Annotated in this window: 27 protein-coding genes, 1 tRNA gene and 1 pseudogene; 16 read left to right on the forward strand and 13 right to left on the reverse strand. The window is 68.8% G+C overall.

Annotated elements, in window-relative coordinates; translation table 11 throughout:
• Positions 1–98: 98 nt before the first annotated feature.
• From JOD67_RS10640 to JOD67_RS10650, 3 genes are all read left to right on the forward strand, one after another.
• On the forward strand, positions 99–254 hold the full coding sequence (locus JOD67_RS10640) for a hypothetical protein (RefSeq protein WP_205117271.1): 156 nt from the start codon (positions 99–101) through the stop codon (positions 252–254).
• 136 nt (positions 255–390) lie between these two features.
• The gene (ku, locus tag JOD67_RS10645; protein ID WP_205117272.1) at positions 391–1,269 is read left to right on the forward strand and encodes a non-homologous end joining protein Ku; all 879 of its coding nucleotides are present in this window, start codon (positions 391–393) and stop codon (positions 1,267–1,269) included.
• Between the two features lie 145 nt (positions 1,270–1,414).
• A complete protein-coding gene (locus JOD67_RS10650) occupies positions 1,415–2,071 on the forward strand; it encodes a hypothetical protein (protein WP_205117273.1) in 657 nt (218 codons plus the stop codon).
• Between the two features lie 6 nt (positions 2,072–2,077).
• Here JOD67_RS10650 and JOD67_RS10655 read toward each other — a convergent pair whose 3' ends face one another.
• A complete protein-coding gene (locus JOD67_RS10655; RefSeq protein WP_205117274.1) occupies positions 2,078–2,890 on the reverse strand; it encodes an LLM class flavin-dependent oxidoreductase in 813 nt (270 codons plus the stop codon).
• 86 nt (positions 2,891–2,976) lie between these two features.
• Here JOD67_RS10655 and JOD67_RS41140 point away from each other — a divergent pair, with 86 nt between their 5' ends.
• Positions 2,977–5,817, forward strand: a complete 2,841-nt coding sequence (locus JOD67_RS41140; RefSeq protein WP_205117275.1) for a helix-turn-helix transcriptional regulator — start codon at positions 2,977–2,979, stop codon at positions 5,815–5,817.
• On the opposite strand, the gene JOD67_RS10665 is transcribed toward JOD67_RS41140, so the two are convergent.
• Together JOD67_RS10665 and JOD67_RS10670 are read right to left on the reverse strand one after the other, a co-directional pair.
• Entirely contained in the window at positions 5,814–6,257 is a 444-nt protein-coding gene (locus tag JOD67_RS10665) for a nucleotidyltransferase domain-containing protein (protein ID WP_205117276.1), read from the reverse strand. The genes JOD67_RS41140 and JOD67_RS10665 overlap by 4 nt on opposite strands.
• Positions 6,258–6,285: 28 nt before the next feature.
• Positions 6,286–7,032 carry an SDR family oxidoreductase gene (locus tag JOD67_RS10670; protein WP_205117277.1) on the reverse strand — a complete coding sequence of 249 codons (747 nt, stop codon included), beginning with the start codon at positions 7,030–7,032 and terminating at the stop codon, positions 6,286–6,288.
• Between the two features lie 164 nt (positions 7,033–7,196).
• On the opposite strand from JOD67_RS10670, the gene JOD67_RS10675 reads away from it, so the two are divergent.
• Positions 7,197–9,368 carry a transglutaminase TgpA family protein gene (locus tag JOD67_RS10675; protein WP_205117278.1) on the forward strand — a complete coding sequence of 724 codons (2,172 nt, stop codon included), beginning with the start codon at positions 7,197–7,199 and terminating at the stop codon, positions 9,366–9,368.
• On the opposite strand, the gene JOD67_RS10680 is transcribed toward JOD67_RS10675, so the two are convergent.
• The 5 genes from JOD67_RS10680 to JOD67_RS10700 all read right to left on the reverse strand — a co-directional run bounded on the left by JOD67_RS10680 (position 9,310) and on the right by JOD67_RS10700 (position 13,927).
• Entirely contained in the window at positions 9,310–10,317 is a 1,008-nt protein-coding gene (locus JOD67_RS10680) for a vWA domain-containing protein (RefSeq protein ID WP_205117279.1), read from the reverse strand. The two genes, JOD67_RS10675 and JOD67_RS10680, sit on opposite strands and share 59 nt — an antisense overlap.
• A complete protein-coding gene (locus tag JOD67_RS10685; RefSeq protein ID WP_205117280.1) occupies positions 10,314–10,934 on the reverse strand; it encodes a class F sortase in 621 nt (206 codons plus the stop codon). The genes JOD67_RS10680 and JOD67_RS10685 overlap by 4 nt, the downstream gene beginning before the upstream one ends.
• Before the next feature lie 35 nt (positions 10,935–10,969).
• Complete coding sequence (locus JOD67_RS10690; protein WP_205117281.1) at positions 10,970–12,235, reverse strand: hypothetical protein; 1,266 nt, start codon at positions 12,233–12,235, stop codon at positions 10,970–10,972.
• Positions 12,236–12,585: 350 nt separating this feature from the next.
• Complete coding sequence (locus JOD67_RS10695; RefSeq protein ID WP_205117282.1) at positions 12,586–13,278, reverse strand: HAD family hydrolase; 693 nt, start codon at positions 13,276–13,278, stop codon at positions 12,586–12,588.
• Positions 13,262–13,927: a GNAT family N-acetyltransferase gene (locus JOD67_RS10700; RefSeq protein ID WP_205117283.1), complete on the reverse strand. Its 666-nt coding sequence runs from the start codon at positions 13,925–13,927 to the stop codon at positions 13,262–13,264. Before JOD67_RS10700 ends, JOD67_RS10695 begins: the two co-directional genes overlap by 17 nt.
• Positions 13,928–14,023: 96 nt before the next feature.
• Here JOD67_RS10700 and JOD67_RS10705 point away from each other — a divergent pair, with 96 nt between their 5' ends.
• Complete coding sequence (locus JOD67_RS10705) at positions 14,024–14,530, forward strand: GNAT family N-acetyltransferase (RefSeq protein WP_307782345.1); 507 nt, start codon at positions 14,024–14,026, stop codon at positions 14,528–14,530.
• Positions 14,531–14,642: 112 nt separating this feature from the next.
• A complete protein-coding gene (locus JOD67_RS10710; protein ID WP_205117284.1) occupies positions 14,643–14,996 on the forward strand; it encodes a YciI family protein in 354 nt (117 codons plus the stop codon).
• Between the two features lie 10 nt (positions 14,997–15,006).
• On the opposite strand, the gene JOD67_RS10715 is transcribed toward JOD67_RS10710, so the two are convergent.
• Positions 15,007–15,165, reverse strand: a complete 159-nt coding sequence (locus JOD67_RS10715) for a VOC family protein (RefSeq protein WP_275577401.1) — start codon at positions 15,163–15,165, stop codon at positions 15,007–15,009.
• A 151-nt stretch (positions 15,166–15,316) separates the two neighbouring features.
• On the opposite strand from JOD67_RS10715, the gene JOD67_RS10720 reads away from it, so the two are divergent.
• The 3 genes and pseudogenes from JOD67_RS10720 to JOD67_RS41145 form a co-directional block, all read left to right on the forward strand.
• Positions 15,317–15,916: a sulfotransferase family protein gene (locus JOD67_RS10720; protein WP_205117286.1), complete on the forward strand. Its 600-nt coding sequence runs from the start codon at positions 15,317–15,319 to the stop codon at positions 15,914–15,916.
• A 184-nt stretch (positions 15,917–16,100) separates the two neighbouring features.
• Entirely contained in the window at positions 16,101–17,120 is a 1,020-nt protein-coding gene (locus JOD67_RS10725) for an ankyrin repeat domain-containing protein (RefSeq protein WP_205117287.1), read from the forward strand.
• 36 nt (positions 17,121–17,156) lie between these two features.
• Positions 17,157–17,294 (forward strand): annotated as a pseudogene (locus JOD67_RS41145) (dihydrofolate reductase family protein); the annotation flags it as partial.
• Positions 17,295–17,323: 29 nt separating this feature from the next.
• On the opposite strand, the gene JOD67_RS10735 reads toward JOD67_RS41145, so the two are convergent.
• From JOD67_RS10735 to JOD67_RS10745, 3 genes are all read right to left on the reverse strand, one after another.
• On the reverse strand, positions 17,324–18,256 hold the full coding sequence (locus JOD67_RS10735; RefSeq protein ID WP_307782346.1) for a phosphotransferase: 933 nt from the start codon (positions 18,254–18,256) through the stop codon (positions 17,324–17,326).
• Positions 18,257–18,395: 139 nt separating this feature from the next.
• Positions 18,396–18,468, reverse strand: a tRNA-Arg gene (locus tag JOD67_RS10740).
• A gap of 36 nt (positions 18,469–18,504) precedes the next feature.
• Complete coding sequence (locus tag JOD67_RS10745) at positions 18,505–19,422, reverse strand: D-isomer specific 2-hydroxyacid dehydrogenase family protein (RefSeq protein WP_205117288.1); 918 nt, start codon at positions 19,420–19,422, stop codon at positions 18,505–18,507.
• An 18-nt stretch (positions 19,423–19,440) separates the two neighbouring features.
• Between JOD67_RS10745 and JOD67_RS10750 the strand changes: the two genes are divergently transcribed.
• The gene (locus tag JOD67_RS10750) at positions 19,441–19,806 is read left to right on the forward strand and encodes an MmcQ/YjbR family DNA-binding protein (protein WP_205117289.1); all 366 of its coding nucleotides are present in this window, start codon (positions 19,441–19,443) and stop codon (positions 19,804–19,806) included.
• Here the strand turns inward: JOD67_RS10750 and JOD67_RS10755 are convergent.
• Positions 19,781–20,545, reverse strand: coding sequence for a phytanoyl-CoA dioxygenase family protein (locus tag JOD67_RS10755; protein WP_205117290.1), 765 nt, complete (start codon positions 20,543–20,545; stop codon positions 19,781–19,783). The two genes, JOD67_RS10750 and JOD67_RS10755, sit on opposite strands and share 26 nt — an antisense overlap.
• Positions 20,546–20,647: 102 nt before the next feature.
• Between JOD67_RS10755 and JOD67_RS10760 the strand changes: the two genes are divergently transcribed.
• The 5 genes from JOD67_RS10760 to JOD67_RS10780 are packed head-to-tail and all read left to right on the forward strand — an operon-like array spanning position 20,648 to position 24,940.
• The gene (locus tag JOD67_RS10760; protein ID WP_239553803.1) at positions 20,648–21,970 is read left to right on the forward strand and encodes an amidase; all 1,323 of its coding nucleotides are present in this window, start codon (positions 20,648–20,650) and stop codon (positions 21,968–21,970) included.
• Positions 21,967–22,707: a helix-turn-helix transcriptional regulator gene (locus JOD67_RS10765; protein ID WP_205117291.1), complete on the forward strand. Its 741-nt coding sequence runs from the start codon at positions 21,967–21,969 to the stop codon at positions 22,705–22,707. The genes JOD67_RS10760 and JOD67_RS10765 overlap by 4 nt, the downstream gene beginning before the upstream one ends.
• 47 nt (positions 22,708–22,754) lie before the next feature.
• Entirely contained in the window at positions 22,755–23,123 is a 369-nt protein-coding gene (trxA, locus tag JOD67_RS10770; protein ID WP_205117292.1) for a thioredoxin, read from the forward strand.
• A gap of 2 nt (positions 23,124–23,125) precedes the next feature.
• Positions 23,126–24,127: an LLM class flavin-dependent oxidoreductase gene (locus JOD67_RS10775; protein ID WP_307782347.1), complete on the forward strand. Its 1,002-nt coding sequence runs from the start codon at positions 23,126–23,128 to the stop codon at positions 24,125–24,127.
• Positions 24,128–24,169: 42 nt separating this feature from the next.
• The gene (locus tag JOD67_RS10780; RefSeq protein ID WP_205117294.1) at positions 24,170–24,940 is read left to right on the forward strand and encodes an SDR family NAD(P)-dependent oxidoreductase; all 771 of its coding nucleotides are present in this window, start codon (positions 24,170–24,172) and stop codon (positions 24,938–24,940) included.
• Positions 24,941–25,073 lie beyond the last annotated feature (133 nt).

Raw genomic sequence — 25,073 nt, forward strand, 5'->3', positions numbered from 1 at the left:
ATTGCGCGCAACGTGGGCAGCCACGCATGAGCGTGCGTCCGCCGGGTACTGACACCGCGTCCCAATCGGATTCAGTCAACTGTCGCGGAGGCCTGACGGTGATCATTCTTGGAATCGTCCTGCTGTTGGTGGGTGTCCTCGTGAAGATCTCGATCGTCACGACCATCGGCATCATCCTGCTGGTCGTCGGCGCCGTTCTGCTCATTCTCGGTGCCGTCGGTCGTCCCGTCGGCGGACGCAAGTACTGGTTCTGACCGACCGGGTTGAGGTTTTCGCGGTGCTGAACGGGGGAGCGTAGTCGTATGAAATCGGACAGGCGGCGGTCACGCGCGCTCCAACGAGTGCCGTGGCCGCCCGCCCGCGTCCGGCTGTCGGCGTGAGGAGTTGACCGTGGCGGCACGTTCGATCTGGTCGGGGACGCTGACGTTCGGGCTGGTGAACGTTCCCGTTCGTCTCTACAGCGCGACCAAACAGCAGGATGTCTCGTTCCACCAGTTCGAAGAGGGAACGAACGAGCGCATTCGCTACAAGCGCGTCGCCGAGGGCTCCGACCGCGAGGTCGAGTACGAGGACATCGTCAAGGGGTACGAGCTGTCGAACGGCAAGCACGTCATGCTCACCCAGGACGACCTCGAAGCCGCCGACCCAGGCCGCTCGCGGTCGATCGAGATCACCGACTTCGTCGAGCTGGCTGAGATCGATCCCATCTACTACGAGAAGTCCTACTACCTCGGCCCCGGACCGGACGGTGACAAGTCGTACGCCCTGCTGTTCAAGGCGATGGAGGATTCCGAGCTCGCGGCCGTCGCGGTCTTCATCATGCGTGGCAAGCAGTACCTCGCCGTGATCCGGCCGGCGGACCGGGTGCTGATCCTGGAGACGCTGTTCTTCGCCGACGAGGTACGGGATCCGTCCGACGTGATGGACGACCTGCCGCGGATCGGCAAGGTGAGTTCGAAGGAGCTGAAGACAGCGGGCAGCCTGATCCAGCAGCTGACGACGCCGTGGAAGCCGGAGCAGTACCACGACACGTATCGCGAGAGCGTGCTGGCGATCGTCAAGCGCAAGTCGAAGGGTGAGGAGATCGAGGTCGAGGAGGAAACCTCCGACGCCGAGGTCGTCGACCTGATGGAGGCGCTGGAGCAGAGCCTCGCGCGGGCGAAAGGCCGCAAGACCGGCGCCAAGAAGACCGCCAAGAAGGCGCCCGCCGAGAAGAAGACCGCGGCCAAGAAGTCGGCGAAGAAGAAGTCGACGCGCAAGGCCTCCTGACTTTCCCGAACGGATGGGCGTCCAGCCCCAGCTGTTCCGGGAAATCGCCCCGAAGCAACGGGGTGTGCGACCTCATGCCGCTGGGTGCGTCGCGCAGTGATCGTAGAGGACGTCTGAGTTTCTCTTCGATCACCTGGAGTTCACCGTGGCCACCTCCGTAGCCGCTCCCGTACGCGACCAACTGGCCTTCTGGCGAGTACTGCTGGCCGTTCTCGCGCCGATCCCCATGCTCGCCCAGGGCATTTACTACATCCTGCTCCCCGTGAACGGCAGCGCGGGCTTCGAGGAGACCGTTGCCGCCTACACCGCCAACCTGCCGCTGCTGACGGCGATCGTCCCGCTCAACGCGATCTTCGCGACGCTCCTCATTCCCGCGACGGTCGCGGTGGCGTGGGCCACGCATCGGGCGGCGCCAACCCTGACCCGCATCGGTGCCCTCATCTCGTTGGTGGGCTTCTTCGTCGGCTTCGCCACGTTGGGTGGAGTCGACAGCTTCCTGGTCGCCCAGAAGGGCCTCGACGTCGCGTCGATCGCACCCCTTTACAACGCCACGGAAGAGTCGTTGGCGTACCAGCTCGGCGGACTGCTGTTCATCGTCGGCATCGTCGTTGGCCTTACCCTGTTGGGGATTGCCCTCTGGCGTAGCCGCGTCGCACCGGCCTGGGTGGGGATCGCCCTCGCCCTCGGTACGGTGACGCACCCGTTCCTCCCGGGCCACGTCGCCCAGGGCGCCGGCCTCCTCGTCGCCGCTGTGGGCTTCGCCGGCGCCAGCCTCGCGCTGCTGAAGGCCAGCCCGGCTTGACCGAGCTCAGGCTGGCGGGCCGGCCTCGATCCGCCTGCGCAGTTCGTCCGGGGCGAGCTCCGAGCCGTCCTGGAGCCACCAGGTGACGCCGGCTTCCTCGTACAACTTGGCTCGTTCCGAGTTCGGGGCACCGGCCTCGCTCGGCGACCAGATCACGATGTCGGCGTCGTCCTTGCCGCCGGCCGCCAGGAAGTCCGTGCGGATGGTCCGCAGCTCGTCGATGGTGGGAAGGCGGAAGTCGTCGGCCTCGTCCCGGATCTGTGGGAACAGCCCGTCGGCGTCGCGAGCGCCGCGGACTGGGCCCTTGCGCGGCCAGAATCCGCTTGTCCAGATGGGGATTTCGACCTTCGCGAACTGGACGTCGTTCGCCTTGTAGTACGGGCCGTCGTGCTGAACGTTCTCGCCGCTGAACAGCTTGTGCAGCAGGTCGGCGCCGTCATCGAGGCGGTGCGCGAGGTCCCCGCGCTTGGCCGACTCGCCGAAGCGTGAGTAGTCCCAGCCGACGCCCGTGCCGAGGCCGAGGATCATGCGGCCGTTCGACAGGTCCTGCAGGGTGCTCGCTTCGAGCGCGACCTTGACCGGCCGTCGGCGAGGGAGGGGAACGATCATCGGGCCGACCTGGATCCGCTCGGTGACCTGGGCGATCGCCGCGAGCGTGATCCAGGGTTCGGCGACGGGGAGCTCGTAGCCGGACCAGGGAAGGATGTCCCAGAGGAAGTAGCCGTGCCACCCCGCCTCCTCGGCGGCGACGGCGAGGTCGCGGTGGACGGCTGGGCTGCCGTAGGGGCCGAACGAGGGTACGTAGATGCCGTAGCGCATGTAGGTGGCAACTCGTTCCGTTCGGAACGATATTCCCGCCGAAGTCCTCGGGCTCGCTGAGCCCCGGTCCACTACGGTGGGTCGCGATGACCGAGTTGGTGAGCCAGACGTTCGCCGGCCGCGTTGCGGAGCTGACGGTTCTGGAGGAGGCGTTCGCCAGCGCCGTCGGCGGTGCGCCGCGCGTCGTGCTGGTCGGGGCGGAGGCGGGCGGCGGGAAGAGCCGGCTGCTGCAGGAGTTCACGCAGGGCGTCACCGACCGCGCACGGGTGCTCACCGGCTACTGCGTCGAGCTCGGTGAGGCGGGACTGCCGTACTCGCCGATCACCGCCGCTCTGCGGGAACTGCTGCGCGAGACGAGCGTCGCCGACGTTCAGGTCCTCCTGTCGGACGGCGCGGGTGAGCTGGCGTGGTTGCTGCCGGAGTTCGGCGCGCCTCCGGTGGGTACGGATCCACTGCTGGCTCGGGCGCGGCTCTTCGAGGTCCTGCTGCGGTTGTTCGAGCGGCTCTCGTCCGCGCAGCCGCTGGTACTGCTGGTCGAGGACGCGCACTGGGCGGACCAGTCGACGCGCGACCTACTGAGCTTCCTGATCGGCAACCTGCAGGGGCGTGTGCTGCTGGTGGCGTCGTACCGGTCCGACGAGCTGCATCGCGCGCACCCGCTGCGCTCGTTCCTCGCCGAGGTGCGAAGGCGGTCGATGGTGACGTCGGTGCAGCTGCCGCGGTTGTCGCGGGCCGAGGTCGCTTCCCAGCTCGCGGGGATCCTGCAGCGTCAACCCGAGGTTGCGGTCGTGAACGCGGTGTACGTACTCGGCGACGGCGTACCGCTCTTCACCGAGGCGCTGGTCGATCCGGACGGCACGGTACGTACCGAACTCCCTTCGTCTCTGAGGGATCTGCTGCTGGGCAAGGTCACCGAGCTTCCCGAACCGACCCAGTACGCGCTGCGCGCCGCGGCCCTCGACGGCGTCCAGGTGAGTCACGAACTGCTGCGCCGCGTCATCGGCGCCGATGACGCCAACGTGCTCTCGGCCGTACGTCCGGCTATCGCGGCGAATGTGCTGCTCGACGCGCCCGGTGGCTACGCGTTCCGGCACGCGATGATCCGGGAGGCCGTCCGTTCGGACCTGCTGTCGGCCGAACGGGTCGGACTGCATCGGGCGTTCGCGGAGGCCCTGGAGGCGGACGGCACGCGGCCGTCGGCGCGCCTGGCCATGCACTGGAAGGGTGCGGGCGCGGACGCGAAGGCGCTGCTCGCCGCGTGGCACGCGGCGGGCGAGATCGCAAGCGGGCTTGGGTATGCCGAGCAGTTGGAGATGCTGGACCAGGTGTTGTACCTGTGGTCCAGCGTTCCCGACGCGTCGACGCTGACCGGCGTCGACCGGATCGGGGTGCTCGAGCTCGCTGTCGATGCGGCGATGTGGGCCGGCCAGCCCGACCGCGGGTTGGTCCACGTGGCGGCCGCGATCGTCGACGTCGACGGGGAACGGCTCGCGTCGTTGCTGTGGCGCCGCGCGGAGCTGCGCGAGCAGCTGCTGCAGCCGGGGCAGCTCGAGGACCTGCGCGAGGCCGTACGACTGGCGACGAGCCCGAGCCGACTTCGCGCGCAGGCGCTCGGCGAGCTGGCACGGATGCTGAACAGGCACAACGCGCGCGACGAGGCGCTGCCGTACGCAGCGGAGCTGGCCGCGCTGGCCGAGTCGCTCGGCGACGACGAGACGACGTCGGAGTCGCTGATTACCCAAGTACACATGGCGATTGAGGCCGACGACAAGAAGATCACGATGCTCACGGCAGCGCTCGAGGCGGCCGTACGCGCCGGGTCGCCGAGGCTGGAGCTGTTGGCGTACGTCGCGCTCTCGCACTCCAACGAGACCCGCGGCCGCTCGCGGGAGGCCGTCGTGGCCGCGCGCGCCGGGCTGGCCCGCGCTATCCAGCTCGGCTCGGCGCGCTACGTGGCCGAGATCATCGCGCAGAACCTCGCCGAGTCGCTCTTCTCGGCAGGGGAGTGGAATGAGGCGCTCGACGTCGTCACGGCCGCGCTCGAACGCGACCCCGCGCCGTACGCTCGTGCCGGCCTGTTGCTGATTCGGAGCCAGATCGTCTTCGCTCGTGGCGATATCGAGTCCGTCAAGGAGATCTTGACGGAGATCGGGACGGTCGACTTCCGGCCGGAAGCCCAGCACACGTTGCCGTTGACGGCCCTTCGAATCGAGGGCCGGTTGGCTCTTGGCGACCTCGCAGGCGCGCAGGAGCTCGCCGCCTTGGCACCCACGCTGGTGGTCGGAACGGACCCTCGTTATGCGTGGCGGTTGTTGGTCGCCTCGATGCGTGCCTGTGCTGAGTCACCTTCGCCTTCGTTGCAGGCTTCGTTGACCTCGCTGGCCGAGGCGACCGATCGGCCGGGGCCGGTCGAACACGCGCAGGCGTTGACGTTCGCGGCCGAGCTGTCGCGGGTCACGACGTCGTCGGTGCCCGCGTGGACCGCTGCGGCCGCTTCTTGGGCCGAGTTGGAACGGCCGAACGCGCAGACGTACGCGCTGCTGCGGCTCGCCGCCGCGCAGGGCGCTACCGGCTCCCGCGACGCCGCGGCGGTGTCCTTGCGAGAGGCGGTCGTGCTGGCGACGGGACTGGGCGCGGAACCGTTGCTGGCTCAGGCTTCCGCGCTCGCTCGACGGCTCCGGTTGTCGCTGGACGACCGGCCCGCGCCGGCGGAGGCTGCGACGCCGTACGGGCTCACCGACCGCGAGCTCGTGGTCCTGCGCCTGGTCGCCGCGGGGCGAAGCAACCCGGAGATCGCTGAGGAACTGTTCATCTCCGCCAAGACGGCATCCGTGCACGTCTCCCATATCCTGGCCAAGCTCGGCGTCACCTCCCGCTCGGCCGCCGCCGGCATGGCCCACCGCGAACACCTGGTGGGGAACGACTAGCTGTCCGGCTGCTGGTAGCGCGCCCACGCCTCGCGATAGCCCGTCAGTGCCAACGTACTGGCCACCCGCAGACCGCTGGCCCGCGTCCCGAGCACGCCGTCCGGCCAGACGTGACGGGTGCGGCCCCAGAAGTCGGTGTAGTACCCGTCGCCGGAGTCCTGCACGAGGAACAGCTCGACCATGACCCCGTCCACCTCGAACGCCCGCTTGTGCGCGAACCGCTTCGCCACGATCTCGTCCCACTTACCGCCCAGGAGGAACGCGTCGACCTGGTCGAAGTCGGGAGCGGGATACAACAGATCGATGTCGTGATGGGAACGAGGAGCCGCGAGGCCGAGCAGCTCCTCGGCCCATCCGCCGAAGATCCAGGTGACCATGCCGGCCGCCTCGAGCTCCCGGACGACTCGCCGAACGAACGCGAGGTCGTTGATCACCGGCATGGCAGCTCACGCTACGCCAAGCGGACCGTCAGGCCGTGGCCTTCGCCCAGTCGGCGTAGTGGATCTCGCCCAACCTGGCGGGGCCGATCGGGACGAGGGAGTCCTCGGTCAGCTCGGTGCCGAAGTACTTTGCGTGGTCGTCGGTCACGACCTCGCGCGGGTCGTTGCGCGCGGCCAGCGCGGTGCGGAGGAACTCGTCCATGCCGGCGCGGTCCGGTCCCGCCACCTCGACCCGTCCGTTCAACGGGGCATCGAGTGCCGCGCGGGTGACCGCCTGGGCGACGTCGTCCGACGCGATCGGCTGGAACGAACCCGACGGCAGCCGCACCACGCCATCCACGGTCGCCTCGTCGGCGATCCGCGCGACGAACTCGAAGAACTGCGTCGCGCGGACGATCGAGTACGGCATCCCCGACTTCTCGATCAGCCGCTCCTGCGCCACCTTCGCCCGCAGGTAGCCGCTGTCGGGCAGCCGGTCGCAGCCGACCACGGACAGCGCGACGTGGTGCTGGACGTTCGCCGCCGCCTCCGCGGCGAGCAGGTTCCGCGTGGAGGTCTCGAAGAACTCCAGCACCGCGGCGTCCTCGAACGACGGCGAGTTCGACAGGTCGACCAGGACCTCGGCCCCTTTCAGCACGTCCGCGAGACCTTCGCCGGTGAGGATGTTCACGCCAGTGTTGAGCGACGCCGCGACCGCCTCAACCCCTTGCGCGTTGAGGTTCGCGACGACCTTCGACCCGATCAGCCCGGTCCCGCCGATGACCACGATCTTCATGCGATTCCTTCCGCTTCGCCGGGCGCGCTCCTGCCCGATCCGCAGACTCGACCAAGCAGCCTCGTCGGTTGTGACAAGCGCTATCCACAGGGCGACTTCGGGCCGCTGCCGTAAGGGCGCCGACGGGTTACCTTGAACGCCTCGACCCGAGGGGAGACGTGAGGATGAGCAGACACCTCCGGTCCGCCTCGGTGGCGGCCGTCGCAACGCTTCTGGGGTCGGTCGCGCTGATTCCCGTGCACGGCGGGCTGAGCTGGTTCGGCCCGGTGCTGCTCACGGTCGCGTTCGTCACCGCGACTGGCATCGGGCTGCGGCAGCTCCGCCTGCCCCGGCCGCTCGTTCCGCTCGTGCAGCTCGTCGCGGTTGGTTGGGCGTACGTCCTGACCTGCGCCGACGAGGGCATCAGGTACGGAGTCCTCCCCACGGTGCAGGCTGGTCAGAGCCTCGCCGATCGCATCGGCGCCGGACTGCACCTGATGGCGACGTCGCGCACGCCGCTCGAGCTCGATCCCGACCTGATCATGCTCACCGCGATGGGCGTCGGCCTCGTCGCGATCGCGGTCGACTGCCTCACCGCGACGTACGAGCAGACCGCCTGGTCCGGGCTCCCGCTCCTCGTGCTGTACAGCGTGCCGACGACCACGACGCGCAGCGCCTGGTCGGCGATCGCGTTCGTCCCCGCCGCGATCGGCTACATCCTGCTGCTGGCGACCGAGAGCCGGCATCGGCTGACGGGCTGGGGCGAGGTACGAGCGGACGCCCGCACCGGACGGCGGATCGGCGCGCTCGTGATCGGTGTCGCGATCGCCGTACCCGTTCTGGTTCCGACGTGGGGCGGGATCACGCTGCCCGCCGAGCCGCAGTTTGGCCGCGGCGGCGTCGCGGTGGCGAGCGATCCGATCGCCGACCTCCGCCGCAACCTGCAGCGAGGAGAGGACGTCGACCTGCTGCGGTACACCACGACCGGCCCGGCCGACTATCTCCGCCTGGTGGTGTTGGACGAGTTCTCGGGCGGCACCTGGTCGGTCTCGGACCGGTCCGTCCGGCGCGGCAAGCTGCCTCCGCCGCCCGGCCTCGACCCCGGCGTCGAACGGCGTGCCGCCACGTACCGCATCAACACCAGCCGCGACTTCGCGTCGAGCTGGCTGCCCGTTCCCTATCCGGCGAGCACCATCGAGGCGCCGATCCCCTGGACGTACGACCACGGCACGCTCGACATCGCCGTGGACAGCGGCGAGACCGGCGGAATCGTTTACCAGGCTGAGAGTCTGAGGCTGGACCACTCGGCCGCACAGCTCGGGACCGCGGGGGCGCCACGCGAGGACGTTCGGAGGCGGTACACCGCCCTCGACGGTGAGGTCCCCGCGGCCGTCGCCCAACAGGCGCGGGAGATCGTCGACCGGGCCGGAGCGACGAGCGCCTACGAGCAGGCCGTGGCGTTGCAGAACTGGTTCCTCCGCGAGTTCACCTACGACACGTCCGTTGTTCCCGACGACGGCGACGCGCTGCTCGCGTTCCTGCGGGACCGGCGCGGCTACTGCGAGCAGTTCGCGGCGACGATGGCGATCATGGCGCGCCAGTTGGGCATTCCGGCTCGCGTCGCGGTCGGCTTCCTGCCCGGGGACAGGGAGGGCGACACGTACGTCGTCTCGGCGCACGACGCGCACGCGTGGCCGGAGCTCTACTTCGAGGGGCACGGCTGGGTCCGGTTCGAGCCGACGCCGCGTGGCGCCGGGACCGGGACGACCGACCAGCCGTCGCCCGATCCGACGAGCACTGCGCCGACCGGCGGCCCGGTGCTTCCCGAGGCCGAGGACCAGCGTGGTCGGGAGGTCACGCCCGTGGGACCGAGCGGTTCGAATGGTGGCGGAGGACCGAGTGTTCCCCTGCTGGCCGGAGGCCTTGTCGTTCTGCTGCTGGCGTTCCCCGCCGTGCTGCGCGGGCTCGTGCGCCGCTCGCGACTCCACCGGTCGGAGCCCGGTCGGCTCGTCGACGGCGTGTGGGCCGAGCTCGCCGACACCATGCGCGACCTGGGCCTGGGCTGGGACGACGCGACCACCCCTCGGGCGACCGGGCGCCGGCTGGCCGCGCTGTTCCCGGCCGCGCGGGCCGCCGAGCTCGATGTGCTCGTACGTTCGGTCGAACGCGCCCGCTACGCGCGGACGCCCGGCGCGGTCGACGACCTGCCCGCGGCGCTAACGAGCGTGGTCGGCCAGCTGCGGGTCTGCCGACCACCCGGGAGGCGCCTGCTGGCAAGGGTGTTCCCGGCGTCCCTCGTCACTCGTCTGGGTGTTGGAGGCCCACCCAGATTCGGGCGAAAACGCCGAACAACATGACGGTGCCGATGGCTCCGGCCATGACGACCAGCGTGACCGTGTCGGGTGGCACGTCGACCTCGACGGCCCGGGAGACCGAGGCCGGCAGGGCGACGGTCGTCGAGGTCGTCACGTCGCCGCGTTTTGCGGTGACCTGCACCTGCTCGGGCGCGGGTTCGGGCAGCTTGAACCGGAGGTCGTACCTGCTCTGCGCGTCCGCCAGCGCGTGGCCGGCCGCGGCGCCGAGCTGCGACGGGTCGTCCGCGACGGAGACGGTGCCGCCGGTCTTGGCGGCGAGTTCGTCGAGCACCTTGTTCGGCGTACGGCCGTCCTTCAGGCGCACCACGTAGATCGCGACGTCGTTCGCCACCGCGCGGGCCTGGATCGGCCGGATGGTCTCCGCGGTGTACGGGTACGGGCCGACGTCGAACAGGATGAGCGAGGGGTTCCGCCCCGCGACCTTGGGCGAGTGCTCGAACAGCGTCAGCCCTTCGGTGAGCAGCTCCTCGATGGTCCGATCGGTGCGCACCCGGTCCAAGGCGAGCACCGTGGCGGCCGTGTCTGTCGACAGCACGTCGTCGGTGCTCCCGGCGACGCCGACGCGGGAGCCCGAGGGTACGCGCAGCAGCAGCTCGGCCGACGCCGTCCGTACCCCGCGCACCACGGCGTCGGGCGTGGACGTGGAGTACACCAGCATCAGGTCGAGGCCCTGCGCGCCGCGGCGGGACACCTTGACCGGATCGTTCTTCGCGCGCGGGGACACCGTGAACACCGTCGTCGGCACCGGCGTCGGCGAGTCGGCGTCGAGCCGCAGGACGAGGCTGACGTTGCGCTGGCCGTCGGCGAGGACGCTCACCACCCGCAGCTTGCTGGCCTGCGGCGTCTGCGCGAAGGCGGGTACGCCCGCGCTGAACGCGACCGCCAGGATCGCGATCGCCGCCGCGGCCACCCTGCTGCGGAGCCGCGTCACGACGCACCGCCCTTGGCGAGCGACGCGAACACCACGACGTTCTCCTGGTAGCCACCCGCCGAACGGATGAAGTCGCCGCCGCAGGTGATCAGCCGAAGGGTGGGGTTGACGGTCGGAAAGTACACGTCCACGGAGGGAAAGTCGTCTTTGTCGAACTTCTCGACGCGGTCGACGACGAACCGGATGTCGGACTTGTCGGCACGATGGACCACCACGGAGTCGCCCTTTCGCAACGTGTGCAGGCGATAGAAGACCGCCGGGCCCGACTTCGAGTCGACGTGGCCGAGCATGACGGCGGCACCGACCTGGCCGGGTGGCGCGCTGTCGACGTACCAGGCGGCGTGGCTCGGCTTCTTCGGCACGCCGATCGTTCCGTCCTTTTGCTTGCCCACGCGCTCGAGGTCGCTCTCGACCTCCAACACGGGAATGTCTATCCGTACCGGCGCCGCGGCGGCCTCGACCTCGCGCGGTGCCCGGTACCGCTTGACCGCCGCCGGCACGCCTCCCGACGTCGCTGTCGGGGCGTGCGCGGACGGCGTGGTGTGGGGCGACGACGTCCTCGTACTGGGTTCCTGGCACGCCGCCGCGCCGCTGAGCATCAGGACGCTGGCAACCAAGAGTGCACCTCTTCGGAAGGGGATCCGTGCCATGCCTATCTGCCGCCGGCAGCGGCTCCTCCGCCGCCTGTCGCCGCACCGCCCTTGGGCATCTGCCTGGTGGTGCCGCTTTCGATCGCCTTCGCGAGGTTGTCGGCGATGGCGAACATGAACTGGTAGCCCTCGTAAGTGATCTGGTGGGCCTTCGCGTAGTCGCCGTCCTTGAACGACGTGATCGAGGTCAGCAGCTGCTCGTCGTGGTGGTGCGCGACCTCCACGAACGCGGTGGCCGCGGCCCTGTTCTTGACCGCTGTCGCGAGGAAGCTGCCGAACCTGTCGCTCCAGGCGTCGAGGTCGGCGCGGGCCTTCGCCTGGTCGGCCTTGTTGTCTTCCACGACCGCGGTGGTGAAGGCCACGACCGCGTTGACATGGTCGGCCCACAGGTCGCCGAACTGGTCCGCCGCGTTCGCGCCGAACACCGCGTTGATGGCTTGCCCCAGCTCGCGCGTGTTGGCGTCGAGGGCGGCCGCGGCCTCGCTGAACTCGGGGCTCTTCGCGAGGGCTGCCCTGGTCACGTCGACGACGAGCTCGGAGTGCTCGCCGAGCAGCTGGCCGAGGGCTGACCTGAGCTGCTGGGGCGGGTCGTCGAAGCCGGCGGGCAGCTCGCCCGGCTTGACCGACACCGTGGCGCCGGCGAGTCCCTTGCCGGTGGAGAACATGCCGGCGTACGCCTCGCGCTCGAGCTGGTACGCCTTCTTGTAGTCGCCCGCGGCGTAGGCGTCGATCTGGCTGATCAGATGGTGAATGTGCCCGTCGACGCTGGTCGCGACCGCCGCGGCCGGGAGCTCGCCCTTGGTCGCGGCGGAGATGAACTCGCCGTACTCCTTGGTGTAGGCGTCGAGATCGGCAAGCGCCTTCTGCTTCGCGGCCGCGTCCTTGTCGGCGAGGGCCTTGCTGTACGCGAAGAGGCTCGAGATGTGCTGTGTCCAGAGCTGCTTGAACTTCTCGCCGCCTGCCGCTCCGTACTCGGAGGCGACCGCAGCCGAGAGCTCGGTGGTGTTGAGCCCGAGCGCGGCGGTGGCGGCCTCGAGGAAGTCGGGGCTCTTGTTCAGCTGGCCGCGCATCAGCCGTACGGCGAGAATGGCGTGCTGGCCAAGGAGTTGCTCCAGCTGGAACCGCACCTGCTGCGGCGGCGCTGCCTTTGTCGGCACCTGTTGGGTGCCAGTCTTGTGCAGCGGTTTCGGCGCTGCGGCCGGTTGAAGTTGGGCGTGCTTGTCATGCCCGGTGACCACGTTCTTCGCCCCGGCTGGGTTGTGGTTCACCACGTACTGCGAGCAAGCGCCAAGCACAACGAGTAATGCAAGCGCGGCAAAGCCACGCACATAGCGAGACGACATTAGACGTACCCCACGGCTGGACCGAGACGAAGCTGGTTCCCTGCTACGTCAGCTCGTTCGTTTCGTTCGCCAGGCTAGGGCGGCTGCCCTTTGCTCGCTGGGGTTTCGCACGAAAGTCCGGCCTTATTCGGCCGTGGATGTCGGAAATGAAATGACATTCCGAGGTATCGGCTGGTCTTACCGCCTCTCGGAATCGTAGCAGAAAGCGATGCATTGATTTCACAGAGTTCAACGAAGACCTGTGCCGGTCTATCTGTTGAAACGCTCTCCGTCGCCTATTGGTTACCCGTCGCCTTTCGGCGCACGGAATCAGCGAAGGTCCGCATGTCGTCGAGCACCATCGCCGCCCCGGCCTCGATCAGCTCGGCTCGACGCGACGCTCGCCTGGAGTAGCCGATCGGATGCACGTTCGTGAGGAGTGACACCGTCATGTCGGTGACCGAATCGCCCACCAGAACGCACGCTTCCGGCGCGATCCCGAGCATCGCTAGCGCTTGCCGGATCGGCGTGGGGTTCGGCTTCATCAGATCGGGGCGGGCGTACGCACGGCCGACGACGCCGTGCACGAGCTCGCCGAGCCCATGGCGGGCGAGGTAAGCCTCGACGCTGGCCTGGGAGTTGTTGCTGACGATCACCACAGGTGTTGTGGCCTCGGCGCACGCGACGATCGTCTCGTGCCCACCCGGCGTCGCCCTCGCGACGCCCGCGGCCACGAGCTCGCCCGCGATCAGCGCGTCCTCGACCTCCGTCGCCGACCCTTGCTCGTAGGCGAACGTCAAGATCGCGAGCGGGTCGTCGGTCGATGCCTGCCGCGACGGGAGCTGGATGGTCTGCCTCAACCGGTCGGCGAGAGCCGCGTCCCGCCCATCCTCCAGAAGTGGGCATACCGGTCCGTCGAAGTCGAGCAGCACCCCACGCGTACCGGCGAGGAGTTCGGCCAACGACTCGACCTCAGCCCGCGCGCCCATGCTCCTCTGCGCCGAGCATCGCCCGAACGTCGTCGTCGAGCCCTTCGATCGCGACCTCGTACCGTCGGTGCGCCAGCCAGTCCTCCCGGCTGAGCCGCCAGCGTCGGCTGAGGAGGCGCTCGCCGTTCGCGACCTGGTGTTCGATCCCGTCGGGCCGGTAGCCGAGCTTGCGCGAGACCCCCTCCGACGGAGGGTTGCCATCGAGGGAGTCGCTGAGCGCGTACTCCGCGCCGAGCCCGGTGAACATGAGCTCCAGCGCGGCAGCTCGCATCTCCGTACCCAGGCCCTTGCCGTGATGCGCGATCCCGAGCCACGAGCCGGTCGCCGCCTCCCGCGTCACCTTGAAGTCCGTCGCGACGATCTCCTGCTTGCCGATCACGGCGCCGTCGAGGACGGTGACGAACGGCAGGTTCCACTTCTCAGGAGAGCACTGGGCGAGGAGCCGCAGGTTCCACAAGATCGCGGTGCGCCCACGTTCGACCGGCGGGTCCTGTGCCCAGGACGTCAGGTACGGCCTGACCCCAGGCCCGTGAATGCCCGCCGCGGCCACGTCGGCGAGGGCCGCGAAGTCGTCGAAGTCGGGCAGCCGCAGCTCCAACCGTTCCGTGCGAAGCCGCAACCGATAGGTCGGCAGATAGTCGGCAAGCATCTTCCCGATCGTAGCCGCGGGTGAAATTCGGTTCCAGATTCGCTGTCGCTGCCGGACGATGTCGTCCTGGGCACGACGGCGAGCGAGGGAGCGATCGTGGGGCCTGTCTACACGGACGTGGTGGATCTGCACCTGACGGTCCGAGACATGGTGGAAGCCGACCTGCCGGACCTCGCCTGCTTTTATCCGCCGATCTACCTGGACAACATGCCCGAGCACCTCGAGCAGGCGCGCGGCGGTGCCGTCGACCATCTGGTGGTGTGCACGCAGTCGGGGATGCCGGTGGCGAAGGGCGCGGTGAGCTACGAGAAGAAGCCGGGGTACGGGGAGATCTGGTGGCTCTCCGTTCGCGCCGAACTGCGGTCGCTCGGCATCGGATCGGTCCTGATCCGTGCGGCCGAGGAGCGAATCCGGGCACGAGGACTGCCCTGGGCCGAGCTCGCCGCCGAGCCGAACAACCCGCGTGCGCAGGCGCTCTACGAGCGGCTGGGGTACGTGGTCTACGGCTCCGAGGCCGCGTCCTGGAACCAGCAAACCGAGGACGGCACCGTGTACCTGTACGAGACGACGGTCACGCTGCTCCGCAAGGCCACCCATCCATAGCTCCAGCGGCGGTCCTAGAACTTCTGTCGGTAGCGTGTCGATTCCGGCGTGGGGCGTTCGTATGAGCGGTGAGAGGCGGCCAGCGGCTGGTCGCCGGGCAAGGAGCGATGAGATGCCTCGGTACGTGATCTCGTTCGAGAAGGGTTCAATGGACCACTTCACCGAGGAGGACTGGCCGGAGGTGGGCAAGGCTTCGCATGCGGTGGTTCAGGAAGCCAAGGACGCCGGCGTGTACGTCTTCTCCGGCGGGCTGGACTACGACAGCGGCGACGTGGAGCACGCCGTGGTGGCCGTCGACGGGCTGATCACCGACGGTCCGTACCCCGAGGGCAAGGAGCTCATCGGCGGCTTCATGGTCGTCGACGTCCCCACTCGCGACGAGGCCCTGAGGTGGGCCGCCAAGAACGCAGTCGCCTGCCGCTGTGCGCAGGACGTCCGCAAGTTCATGTACGACCCGGACGCCTGAGGGCGGAGTCCTAGAGTCCGGGGCCGCAGAACACGTTTCCCTCCGGGTCGGCCCAGACCCAGTGGACGGAGTCCTCGTCGGGTTGGGTGATTCGCTCGACCCGTCGAGCGCCGAGCCGTTCCAGCCTTGAGATCTCCGCCTTGACCTGATCCATCTGCCAAGAATCCAGGTGGGTTCATCGAAGCCTCCCACGGCGATGGCGTTGGCTAGAGGCCGAGTCTGGCGGACCGCACCGACATACCCGTTCACGATGGGCACTTTTCTCCAAGCCTGCCTCACCGCGTTCGGCATACCGTCGGGCGCCGAGAGAGAGGTCACGCATGACACTTCGCGTTGTAGGTGTAGGTCTTCCACGAACCGGAACGACCTCCCTTAGACAGGCATTGGAACGGCTGCTCGGAGGCGAGTGCTGTCACATGAGCGCGATCCCAGGGCACCCGTTCGATCTGGGAGCCGACTGGGATCGCGCACTCACCGGCGGCACGGTGGACTGGCCGGCCGCGCTCCAGAGGTACGTGGCAGCAGTCGACTGGCCGGCGTCGGCCTTCTGGCGCGAGATCAGTGCCGCCCATCCTGATGCGCTCGTCTTGCTCTCCGTACGCGAGAACGCCCAGACCTGGTGGGAGAGCATGGACGCGACCATACTGCCGGCAGCACGCAAGGCCCTGGCTCCCGAGTGGTCAGAAGGTCGCGCGCTCCTCCAACTGCTCGAGCGTTTCACCGGCTCCCAGCACTGGGACGACCGCGCTCTGTTGACGAAGGCGTACGACGGGCACCTCGCCGCGGTGCGGGAGACCGTTCCACCAGGTCGCCTACTGGAATGGCGTGCCGAAGACGGCTGGTCGCCACTCTGCCGGGCTCTCGACCTTCCCGTACCCGACGACCCATTCCCGTGGCGCGGTCGGCGAGGCGAGGTCTGACTCCGCGCGAGTACGGACGTGCGACGGTGACCGTGACATTTCAGCAGCTGTCGGCGTAACCTTCTCTTGCGCTGGAGGGCGCTGCCGGGTCCGCGGGCAGGACTGAGTCCACCTCCGGTGTCTCTTGTTTCGTCGGCCTCTCCCTCGGCCTGAGCGCGGACCACAGGCATACGGAGGAGATGGCATGACTTCTCGTACGCTTCCCGTGCGCCCCGACATCGACCAGCTTCGGCGCCAGGCGAAGGAGCTCTACCGAGCCGCGGCGACTGGAGACCCGGACGCGCGGGCGTCGATCGACGGGGTATCACCTGAGACTTCGCTCCACACGGCCCAGCTCGCGTTGGCGCGAGAGTACGGATTCGCCAGCTGGCCACGTCTCCACAACGAGGTCAAGCGGCTCCGACTCATCGCCGACGGTGACGTCGACGGATTCGCCGCCTTGGTCGCCACTGACCCGGCTCTCGCAACGGACAGCACCCGCTTTCCCGACAGTGACGCGGCACTCTCGCCGATGGACTACATCGGTATTGGACTGCTCCACGGCTGGTGGACCCACCATCGGGCAGGCGATCTGACACGGGTCCTGCTCGCACACGGTGCCACGACAACAGGCGAGGGAGGCCCTTCGCTGATCACGGCGGCAAGTCACGGCGAACCCGAGATGGTGCGCGTTCTCATCGACGCCGGCGCGGATCTCGAGGCGACCGGAACGGCCGCGCCCGGCAGTGCCACCGCGCTCGCGCATGCCGTGCACTACGGCATCGTGCCCGCAGTCGACATCCTCGTCGCGGCCGGTGCGGTCGTACACGATCTCGTCGAGGCCGCAGGCGTCGGAGACATCAGCAGCTACAACCTCGCCGACATCCCGCACGAGACTCTTCTCAGCGCGTCGCGGGCGGCAGCGGTGTGCGAGCGGCTGAACGTTCTGGACCAGCTCCTGGACACCGGCCTGGACGTGAACTCTGAGTTCCGGACACTCACCGAGCACGGAGGTGGCACCGCCCTGCATTGCGCGGCGTGGGACGGCAAGGACGCCAGCGTGGCACACCTCCTTGCGCGCGGCGCCGACCCCAACCGAACGGTCGAAGGCAGCGGTTCGCTCCAGAACGCCACCCCGCTCGCCTGGTGCAGACACCGCTCCGGCGTCGGTCACGGCGGCAACCACGCCCAGGTCGAGGCCATCCTCACGCCGCTGACCCACTGATGATTGCGGACCTCCCCAGAAACTGAGGTCGGTTGCGTCGTCACTTATCCGGTGCTGGTGGGCGGTGGCTTACCGTTCTTCACCGCGCTGGACGGCTGGGTGAACCTGAACCTGGTGGAGACACGGACGTTCCCCGGCGGCGTGGTCATGACCAGGTACGAGACGAAGCGGTGAGCGCCTTGATCCCTTGGAGGGCAACTTAGCTACCCGCTGAGGCGGTGCTCCCCGAAGCGCTGGAAGAGGGCGATCGCTTCGGAGTTCTCGTCCCTGATCCAGTAGCTGAGTTGCCCGAGGGTGACGTGAGCCCAGTACATCCGGAGGACGTGCGGGTCGATGAGTTCTTCGACCACCTCATCCAGCCGGGCGGAGGCGGACTGGTCGACGCTTCCGGGGTAGAGCGTGCTCCAGAAGAGGTCGATGTAGATCCGAACCAGAGCGAGGTGGCGGTCTCCGCGACTGACGCCCCAGTTCCAGTCGACAACGCCGCTGACGTGCTGTCGATCGTCGTAGAGAACGTTGCCGAACGTGTAGTCGGGATGGACCAGATCGTCGCCGCTCATCTCGTGCGGTTCTTCGTCGCCGATCTCGTGGATCGCGTGCAGTAGGCGCCGGGTTCGGGCGCTGTGGTTCTCCAACACGTGGTGCTTGGGTTCGCCGGATCCGCCACGCTGCAGGAGCATCGGCAGGATCGGCACGTCCGGACGACCGGCGAGCAGCCCGGCGAACCGATCGTTCATCGACACCATCGCATCGATCACGTCGGCGTCCACGCGTCTCGCGGGTGCACCTGGCAAGCGTTCCTGGGCCAGCGCAACGACACCGTCGTCGAGCTCGACGACCACATCGTGCCGCGGAACCGGAAGCCCTGCCGCGCGTGCCTCGGCCAGCACCTCGGCCGTCTGCCTCATCCGCGCCAACGAGGCCGGCGAACGAGTGACGACGCCTTCCCTGCCGTCCGGCCACCGCACGTACACAGCTCCACCGGATTCCCCGTGCTCGGCAACGCCGACCAGCGACAGGTCGCAACCCGCTCGATCGTTGACCTCCGCCACCAGCTCGGCCGGGTCCTTCGCACCTCCGCCACTGGCGAGCATCCGCGCCCTGTCAGGATCCACGTCGTCGTTGCCCGCAGACACTGAACCTCCTCATCCCGCGTATATCCCGTGGACAGCGACAAACGGCTGCTTCGAGCGGTGCACCGTGACCTATGGCTTGATTCCGCGAGGGCTCCGCGAACGCGCTGGTCAGGGGCGGTGCGAAAGGTTTGGAAGAGGGCGCCCCCGGCAGGATTCGAACCTGCGGCACATGGTTTAGGAAACCATTGCTCTATCCCCTGAGCTACGAGGGCTGGCCAGCGCCCAGCGTACCGGGCGCTGGGCTGGGGCTAGTAGCCGCGGCTGGGGTCGACGACTCCCAACAGGGGCTTGCCGGCGGTGAAGTGGGTGATGTTGTCCGCGACGCGGCGGGCCAGCGCCGGGTACAGCATGTGGGTGGGGTTGGCCGAGTGTGGCGTGATCAACGCTCGCGGCTCGGACCACAGCGGATGACCGTCCGGCAGGGGCTCGGGGTCCGTCACGTCCAGGCCCGCGCCCGCGATCGAGCCGGCGGCCAATGCCGCGACGAGGGCGGTGGTGTCGATCAGCGACCCCCGCGCGATGTTCACCAGGTACGCGTGCGGCTGCATCAACGCCAGCTCGCGCGCACCGATCAGGTGCTGGGTCTCTGACGTCGCCGGCGCGCCGATCACCACGAAGTCCGATTCCGCGAGTACGCGGTCCAACGCGTCCGGCGTCAAAGTCTCCGAGGCCCCCGAGACAGGAACGCCCGAACGACGAACAGCCAGCACCCGGCAACGGAACGGTGCAAGCAGCCGGATCAGCTCCTGCCCGATCCCGCCAGCACCGACCACGCCCACCACCGCCCCGTACAGCGACGCGGACGACACCCACTCCCAGGTCGACGTCCGCGCAAGAGCAGGCACCTGCCGCGCCAAAGAAAGCATCAGCGCCAACGCGTGCTCGGCCACCTGGTCCGCGTACGACCCCGTCGCCGACGTGAAAACCACCGAGGGGTGAGCCACAAGCACCCCCGAGGACAGCCACCCCTCGACACCCGCGGAAGGCAGCTGCACCCACCGCACGCCAGGATGCAGGACCTCCGCAAGCGAAGCAGGCGAGTGCCCGAACCACACGAGCCCCGACGCCTCGGCGGGCGAGGAGACGAGGTCCGCCCCCACGGACTTCGCAGCGGAGAAGACTTCGGCCGGCGCCTCGGGCGTGATGTAGATCTTCGTTGTCGTCACAGCGACCTATACTGCGCTGTGGCCGCGACCAACGACGACTTCTTCCGCATCCTGGACGCGCTGCCAGACGTCGAGCGCAGCGAAGGCGACCACTACTGGTCGTTCTCCGTCCAGGGCAAGCGCTTCGGCTACTACTGGCCCCGCACCCAGACCGTCGGCCTCAAGCAGACCATGTCCGAGCAGCGAGCCCTCGTCGCCGAGCGCCCGGACGTCTTCGAGATCCAGTTCACGGCCGGCGGGTACGGATGGGTCGTCGTCTACCTCGAAGGCATCGACGCAGACGAGCTGCACGAGCTCGTCTTCGAAGCCTGGCGCCTGTCCGCGCCCCAGAAGCTGCTCGACGAGCTCCCCGACGACGTCACCCCATGGTCACGTCGAGGATGAACCGCTGCGCCGGCGACAGCCGCGAGTACGTGTTCACCCGTACGTAAGCCTGTTGATCCAGCTGCTGCGGCAGATCCCGCCGGCAGAAGTACGAGTGCATCGCCCGCCGCGGCGCCGCGGACCGGTTCAGCGTCCCGCCGTGCCACAGGTGGCTGTTGAAGATCACCACCGTCCCGGCCGGCGCGAGCAGCAGCACCTCGTCCGGATGCGCGTCAGCCGGGTCCGACATCATGTCCTTCGGCATCGACACGCTCCGGTGCGACCCCGGCACCACCCGCGTCGCGCCGTTCTCCGCCGTGAAGTCGTCGAGCAGCCAGATCGAGTTGCACACCTGGTACGCGCCCGCCGCCACCGGCTCGCCGTAGTCCGCGTGCAGCCCCTGATGCCCCTGCCCCGGCAGGGCGGAGCGGGCGTTCAACGACGACAGCCTGAACGAACCCAACACCTGCGCGATCCCCGCCAACACCCGCGGCTGCGAGAAGCACATCTCGAAGAGCGGGTCCTTGTTCACCAGGTCCGCGAGCCGCTCCGTCCCCTTCTCCTGGTGCACCTCGAGCCCCGCCCGATCGCCCTCCGCCAACGTGAGGGCGGCCAGCCGTTCGTTGAACGCGGCCACCTCCTCGCGGCTCAACACACCCTCGAGCGGCAGGTACCCATCCGTGTCGAGTTGGTCGCGCTCCTTGTCGGTGAGCAGGTCCGCCGCAACGTCGAGGTCCCGAAGTGCCGTCTGCATGTCCATTGCCCGATCCTCCTGTTGCATAGAACGATGCGCGCCTGCTGTGCTTTGCTTCGACTCTGCCGCGCTCGAACGGCACTGAGAATGCAGGAGGCGACGAGCCCTATGCACGAAGCGCCACAGCCACAGCCACCGCTGCTCGGCAGCTGGCAGGACCTCGGCTCGCTCGAAGCCATCGCCGCGGGCGTACGGGCAGGCACGATCGACCCGGTCGCGCTCGCCGACCGCGCCATCGAGCGCGCGAACGCGGTCCAAGAGCTCAACGCCGTCGTGTACCTCGATGCGGAACGAGTCCGCGCCGACGCCGCCAGGGCCACAGACGGCCCGCTGGCCGGGATCCCGGTCCTGGTCAAGGAGATCATCGAGGTCGAGGGCATGCCGTTCACCTGCGGCTCCGCGGTCTTCGCGGGCCGGCGAGCCGACCGCGACGCCGACATCGTGCGCCGCCTGCGGAACGCCGGCGCCGTGGTGCTCGGCCTCAGCCACAGCCACGAGTTCGCCTACGGTCCCACCGGCCAGTCCAACGTGACCGGCCCCAGCCACAATCCGCACGACCCCACCCGCATCACGGGCGGTTCCAGCGCGGGGTCGGCGGCCGGTGTCGCGGCCGGCATCACCCCGCTCGCGATCGGTACGGACACCGCCGGCTCCGTACGCATCCCCGCCGCGCTGTGCGGGATCGTCGGCGCGATGCCCACCCGGCAACGACTTCCGCGCGACGGCGTCTTCCCGCTCTCGTCGACGCTCGACCACCTCGGCCTCTTCGCGCACTCGGTCGAGGACGCCCGTTATGCCCTCGCCAGCCTCACGCATGACGACTTCGGAGGCGGCGCGATCGACCAACCCCTGTTGGGCATTCCGACCAATCCCCAGCTCCAGGACAGCACCGACGAGGTCGCCGCCGCGTTCGACCACGCCCGCACAAGATTCCCGAAGACCGTCAACCTCGAGTTGCCCGACTGGCCGGACCTCCTCGCGACCGGCTTCGACCTCCAAGGCCCCGAAGCCGCCGCCGTCCACGCAGACACCTTCCCCGCAAGGGCAGACGAGTACCAGCCCGACGTCAAGATCCGATTGACGGACGCGTTCGCGGTCCCAGGTTGGCGCTACGTCAGGGCAAAGGCCCACGCGGCGGAGATCGCCAGGGCGGCCGACGACGTTCTCCGATCCGTCGACGCCGTGATCTTCCCCACCCTCCCGATCACCACGCCGCCAGCGAGCGAGACCCACGGAACGGTCCCGAGCGGTACGTACCTCGTCCGCGATCTGCTGATCCGCAACAACCGACTCGCCAACCTCACCGACCATCCATGCGTCACGATTCCCCTTCCCAGCAAGGGACTTCCGATTGGTCTCGCCATCCTCGCGGCGGACGACAGCAAGGCCCTCAGTGTCGCTGCCTGGATCGAGAACAGGCTCCGCGCATGACCCTCCGCATGATCGGCGCCGGCATCCACGTCGCCGCGCCCGGGCAGCACTTCCCGTCCCACGCGCACGGTTCGTGGGAGGTCGTCTACTACGCGACCGGCCTCGCCCGCTGCCCGATCGGCAACGAGACGTACGACGGAACGCCCGGCACGATCCTCGCCACGCCGCCGAACACGCCGCACGCCGAGCTCACCGCCACCGGCTACAGCAACAGGTTCGTGCAGATCGTCGCGCCACCCGACTGGCCGTGGCCGCGCGTGGCGTTCGACGACGGCGAGCGGTCGCTCGGCAGGCTGTTCGACGCCCTCACCCGCGAGTACATGCGCCCCGCCCGACACGGAGACCGGATGACCGCCATCCTCGTCGACGAGCTCGACATCCAGCTCCGACGCGCCGGCGACGATCGGCCGATCAGCCCGGCCGAACGTACGGTCGCCGCCGTCGAACGCATCATCGAAGAGCGCTTCGCCGAACGTCTCCGCATCGCCGAGATCTGCGCCGACCTGTCCTGCTCGCCGTCCGCCCTCAGGGCGCACTTCGCCAAGCTCCGAGGCACCAGCCCGCGCGCGTACCTACAGGCCGTCAGGCTTCGCCACGCCCTCGGCTACCTGCGCAATTCGACCTTGACGCTGCAGGCCATCGCCGAGCTGTGCGGGTACGACTCGGTCAGCCACCTCAGCAGGCACGTCAAGGCCGCCACCGGCAGCTCGCCCGGCGCCCTGCGGAAGACTCCGTGAGCTCCACGCGTTGTCACCATGGACAGGACCGTTCGAGAGAGTGAGACATGGCGACCATCGAGCTGACCAGCGAGAACTTCAACGACATCGTGACCGGCAGCGGCACGATCATGATCGACTTCTGGGCGGAGTGGTGCGGACCGTGCCGGATGTTCGCGCCGGTGTTCGAGAAGGCGTCGGAACAGCACCAGGACATTACGTTCGGCAAGGTCGACACCCAGGCACAGCTCGAGCTGGCGCAGGCGTTCGACATCTCCTCCATCCCCACGCTGATGGTGATCCGGGACGGCGTGATGCTGTACGCCGAGGCCGGGGCGCTTCCGGCGCCGATGCTCGAGGAGCTGATCGGGAAGGTCCAGGACGTCGACATGGACCAGGTTCGGGCCGAGATCGCCCAGAACGAGCAGGCTCAGTGAGCGTGAACGTACCCCTCTCCGTTCTCGAGCTCGCCCCCGTCGGCGCGGGTCAGACCAGCGCCCAAGCCCTCGCCGGCGCGGCCGAGCTCGCTCGGCACGTCGAAGACCTGGGCTACCGGCGGTTCTGGGTCGCCGAGCACCACAACATGCCGGGAGTCGCCAGTACGAGTCCGGCGGTTCTGATCGCCCACGTCGCCGCGAAGACCGAACGGATCCAGGTCGGCTCCGGCGGCGTCATGCTGCCCAACCACGCCGCGCTCGTCGTCGCCGAGCAGTTCGCGATGCTCGAGGCGCTGCATCCCGGCCGGATCGACCTCGGCATCGGGCGCGCGCCCGGCACCGACCCGGCGACGGCTGCCGCGCTGCGACGTACGCCGGAGGGGCTTGGCGCCGAGGACTTCCCGCGCGAGCTCGATCTGCTGCTCAACCTCCTCGGTGGCCCGTACGCGAACGAGGAGGTCAAGCTCAAGGCCACGCCGCAGGCGACCTCCGCGCCGGGCGTCTGGCTGCTCGGCTCGAGCGGCTACAGCGCCCAGGTCGCGGGGCTGCTGGGGCTGCCGTTCAACTTCGCGCACCACTTCAGCGCGCAGAACACCGAGCCGGCGATGGACATGTACCGCAAGACGTTCCGCCCGTCGGCGATCCTCGACAAGCCGCATGCCGCCGTCACGCAGTCGGTCTTCGTCGCCGAGACGCGCGACGAGGCGGAGCGAATCGCCTTGCCCGCAAGGATTTCCATGGTCTCGCTGCGGACCGGTCGCCCTCGTTCGCTTCCCACGTTGGAGGAAGCCGCTACATACGCGTGGTCCGACGCCGAACGGCAGCTGCTCGACCACCTGCCCAGCCAGCCGTCGATCGGGACGCCGGAGCAGGTACGCGACGAGCTCGAGCAGCTGGTCGCGCGTACCCAGGCCGACGAGCTCATGGTGACCACGATGACCCACGGGGTCCCGGAACGGCTGACCAGCTTTGCCCTGTTGGCGAAAGCCTGGGGCCTGACCTGACAAGCTCGTCCTGACCTCCGTGGCGAGTGGGAAGGACCGCAGATGGCAGGACGGCTCGACGGCGAAGTGGTGCTGATCACCGGCGCGGCACAGGGCATTGGCCGCGCGACCGCCGTGGTCGCGGCGCGCGAGGGCGCGAAGGTCGGGTTGCTCGACGTCGACGAGGCAGGCGGCGCGGACGCGTTGGCCGAGGTCACGGCCGGCGGCGCGCAGGCGTGCTTCGTCACCGCCGACATCACCTCGGAGTCGCAGGTGGCTACGGCTGTGGGCGCTGTGGCCGACGAGCTGGGCGACGCGACCGTACTGGTCAACAATGCCGGCCGGAACTCCTACGCCGACCCGGTCGCGATGACGGTCGCGGAGTGGGACGACGTGTTCGCCGTGGATCTCAAGGGCGCCTGGATGATGGCGCGGGCGGTGCTGCCTGCGATGAAGTCGCGGGGTCGGGGTTCGATCGTGAACATCGCGTCGATCCATGCCCGGCTGACGACGCAGGGGATGTTCCCGTACGCGGCGTGCAAGTCCGGCCTGGTCGGCCTGACCCGCAGCCTTGCGCTCGACCTCGGCCCGCACGGCGTCCGGGTGAACGCGGTGAGCCCCGGCTGGACCCGTACCCGCCTGGTGCAGGAGGTGCTGGACCGGCACGAGCCGTCGTACACCCAGCAGGTGCTGGACGCGCATCCGATGGGCCGGATCGGCACGCCGCCGGAGATCGCCGAGGTGATCTGCTTCCTCGCCTCCGACGCCGCCTCCTTCGTGACCGGCGCCGAATGGTCCGCCGACGGCGGCCTCGGCGCGAGGTACGCCGGCTAGCCTCGATCTCTTTGTTCGGCGGTGGGTTCGACCGGACCGCCCTGCCCCGCCCTGGGGCCAATGATCATGTTTACGTGGTCATTGGCCGCTTTACGTGGGGTGGACGCCAGGTAGAGCGGTCACTGGCCGGGTA

The organism is Tenggerimyces flavus, from assembly GCF_016907715.1.
In the GTDB taxonomy this organism is placed as follows: Bacteria; Actinomycetota; Actinomycetes; order Propionibacteriales; family Actinopolymorphaceae; genus Tenggerimyces; species Tenggerimyces flavus.

Excerpts from the sequence above, each read along its gene's own strand:
- JOD67_RS10655 (WP_205117274.1), bottom strand. The coding sequence starts at position 2,890 with ATGCGCTACGGCATCTACGTACCCTCGTTCGGCCCCTACGGCAGCCCA.
- JOD67_RS41140 (WP_205117275.1), top strand. The coding sequence starts at position 2,977 with ATGACCGAGTTGGTGAGCCAGACGTTCGCCGGCCGCGTTGCGGAGCTG.
- JOD67_RS10665 (WP_205117276.1), bottom strand. The coding sequence starts at position 6,257 with ATGCCGGTGATCAACGACCTCGCGTTCGTTCGGCGAGTCGTCCGGGAG.
- JOD67_RS10670 (WP_205117277.1), bottom strand. The coding sequence starts at position 7,032 with ATGAAGATCGTGGTCATCGGCGGGACCGGGCTGATCGGGTCGAAGGTC.
- JOD67_RS10675 (WP_205117278.1), top strand. The coding sequence starts at position 7,197 with ATGAGCAGACACCTCCGGTCCGCCTCGGTGGCGGCCGTCGCAACGCTT.
- JOD67_RS10695 (WP_205117282.1), bottom strand. The coding sequence starts at position 13,278 with ATGGGCGCGCGGGCTGAGGTCGAGTCGTTGGCCGAACTCCTCGCCGGT.
- JOD67_RS10700 (WP_205117283.1), bottom strand. The coding sequence starts at position 13,927 with ATGCTTGCCGACTATCTGCCGACCTATCGGTTGCGGCTTCGCACGGAA.
- JOD67_RS10710 (WP_205117284.1), top strand. The coding sequence starts at position 14,643 with ATGCCTCGGTACGTGATCTCGTTCGAGAAGGGTTCAATGGACCACTTC.
- JOD67_RS10720 (WP_205117286.1), top strand. The coding sequence starts at position 15,317 with ATGACACTTCGCGTTGTAGGTGTAGGTCTTCCACGAACCGGAACGACC.
- JOD67_RS10725 (WP_205117287.1), top strand. The coding sequence starts at position 16,101 with ATGACTTCTCGTACGCTTCCCGTGCGCCCCGACATCGACCAGCTTCGG.
- JOD67_RS10755 (WP_205117290.1), bottom strand. The coding sequence starts at position 20,545 with ATGGACATGCAGACGGCACTTCGGGACCTCGACGTTGCGGCGGACCTG.
- JOD67_RS10760 (WP_239553803.1), top strand. The coding sequence starts at position 20,648 with ATGCACGAAGCGCCACAGCCACAGCCACCGCTGCTCGGCAGCTGGCAG.
- JOD67_RS10765 (WP_205117291.1), top strand. The coding sequence starts at position 21,967 with ATGACCCTCCGCATGATCGGCGCCGGCATCCACGTCGCCGCGCCCGGG.
- trxA (WP_205117292.1), top strand. The coding sequence starts at position 22,755 with ATGGCGACCATCGAGCTGACCAGCGAGAACTTCAACGACATCGTGACC.
- JOD67_RS10780 (WP_205117294.1), top strand. The coding sequence starts at position 24,170 with ATGGCAGGACGGCTCGACGGCGAAGTGGTGCTGATCACCGGCGCGGCA.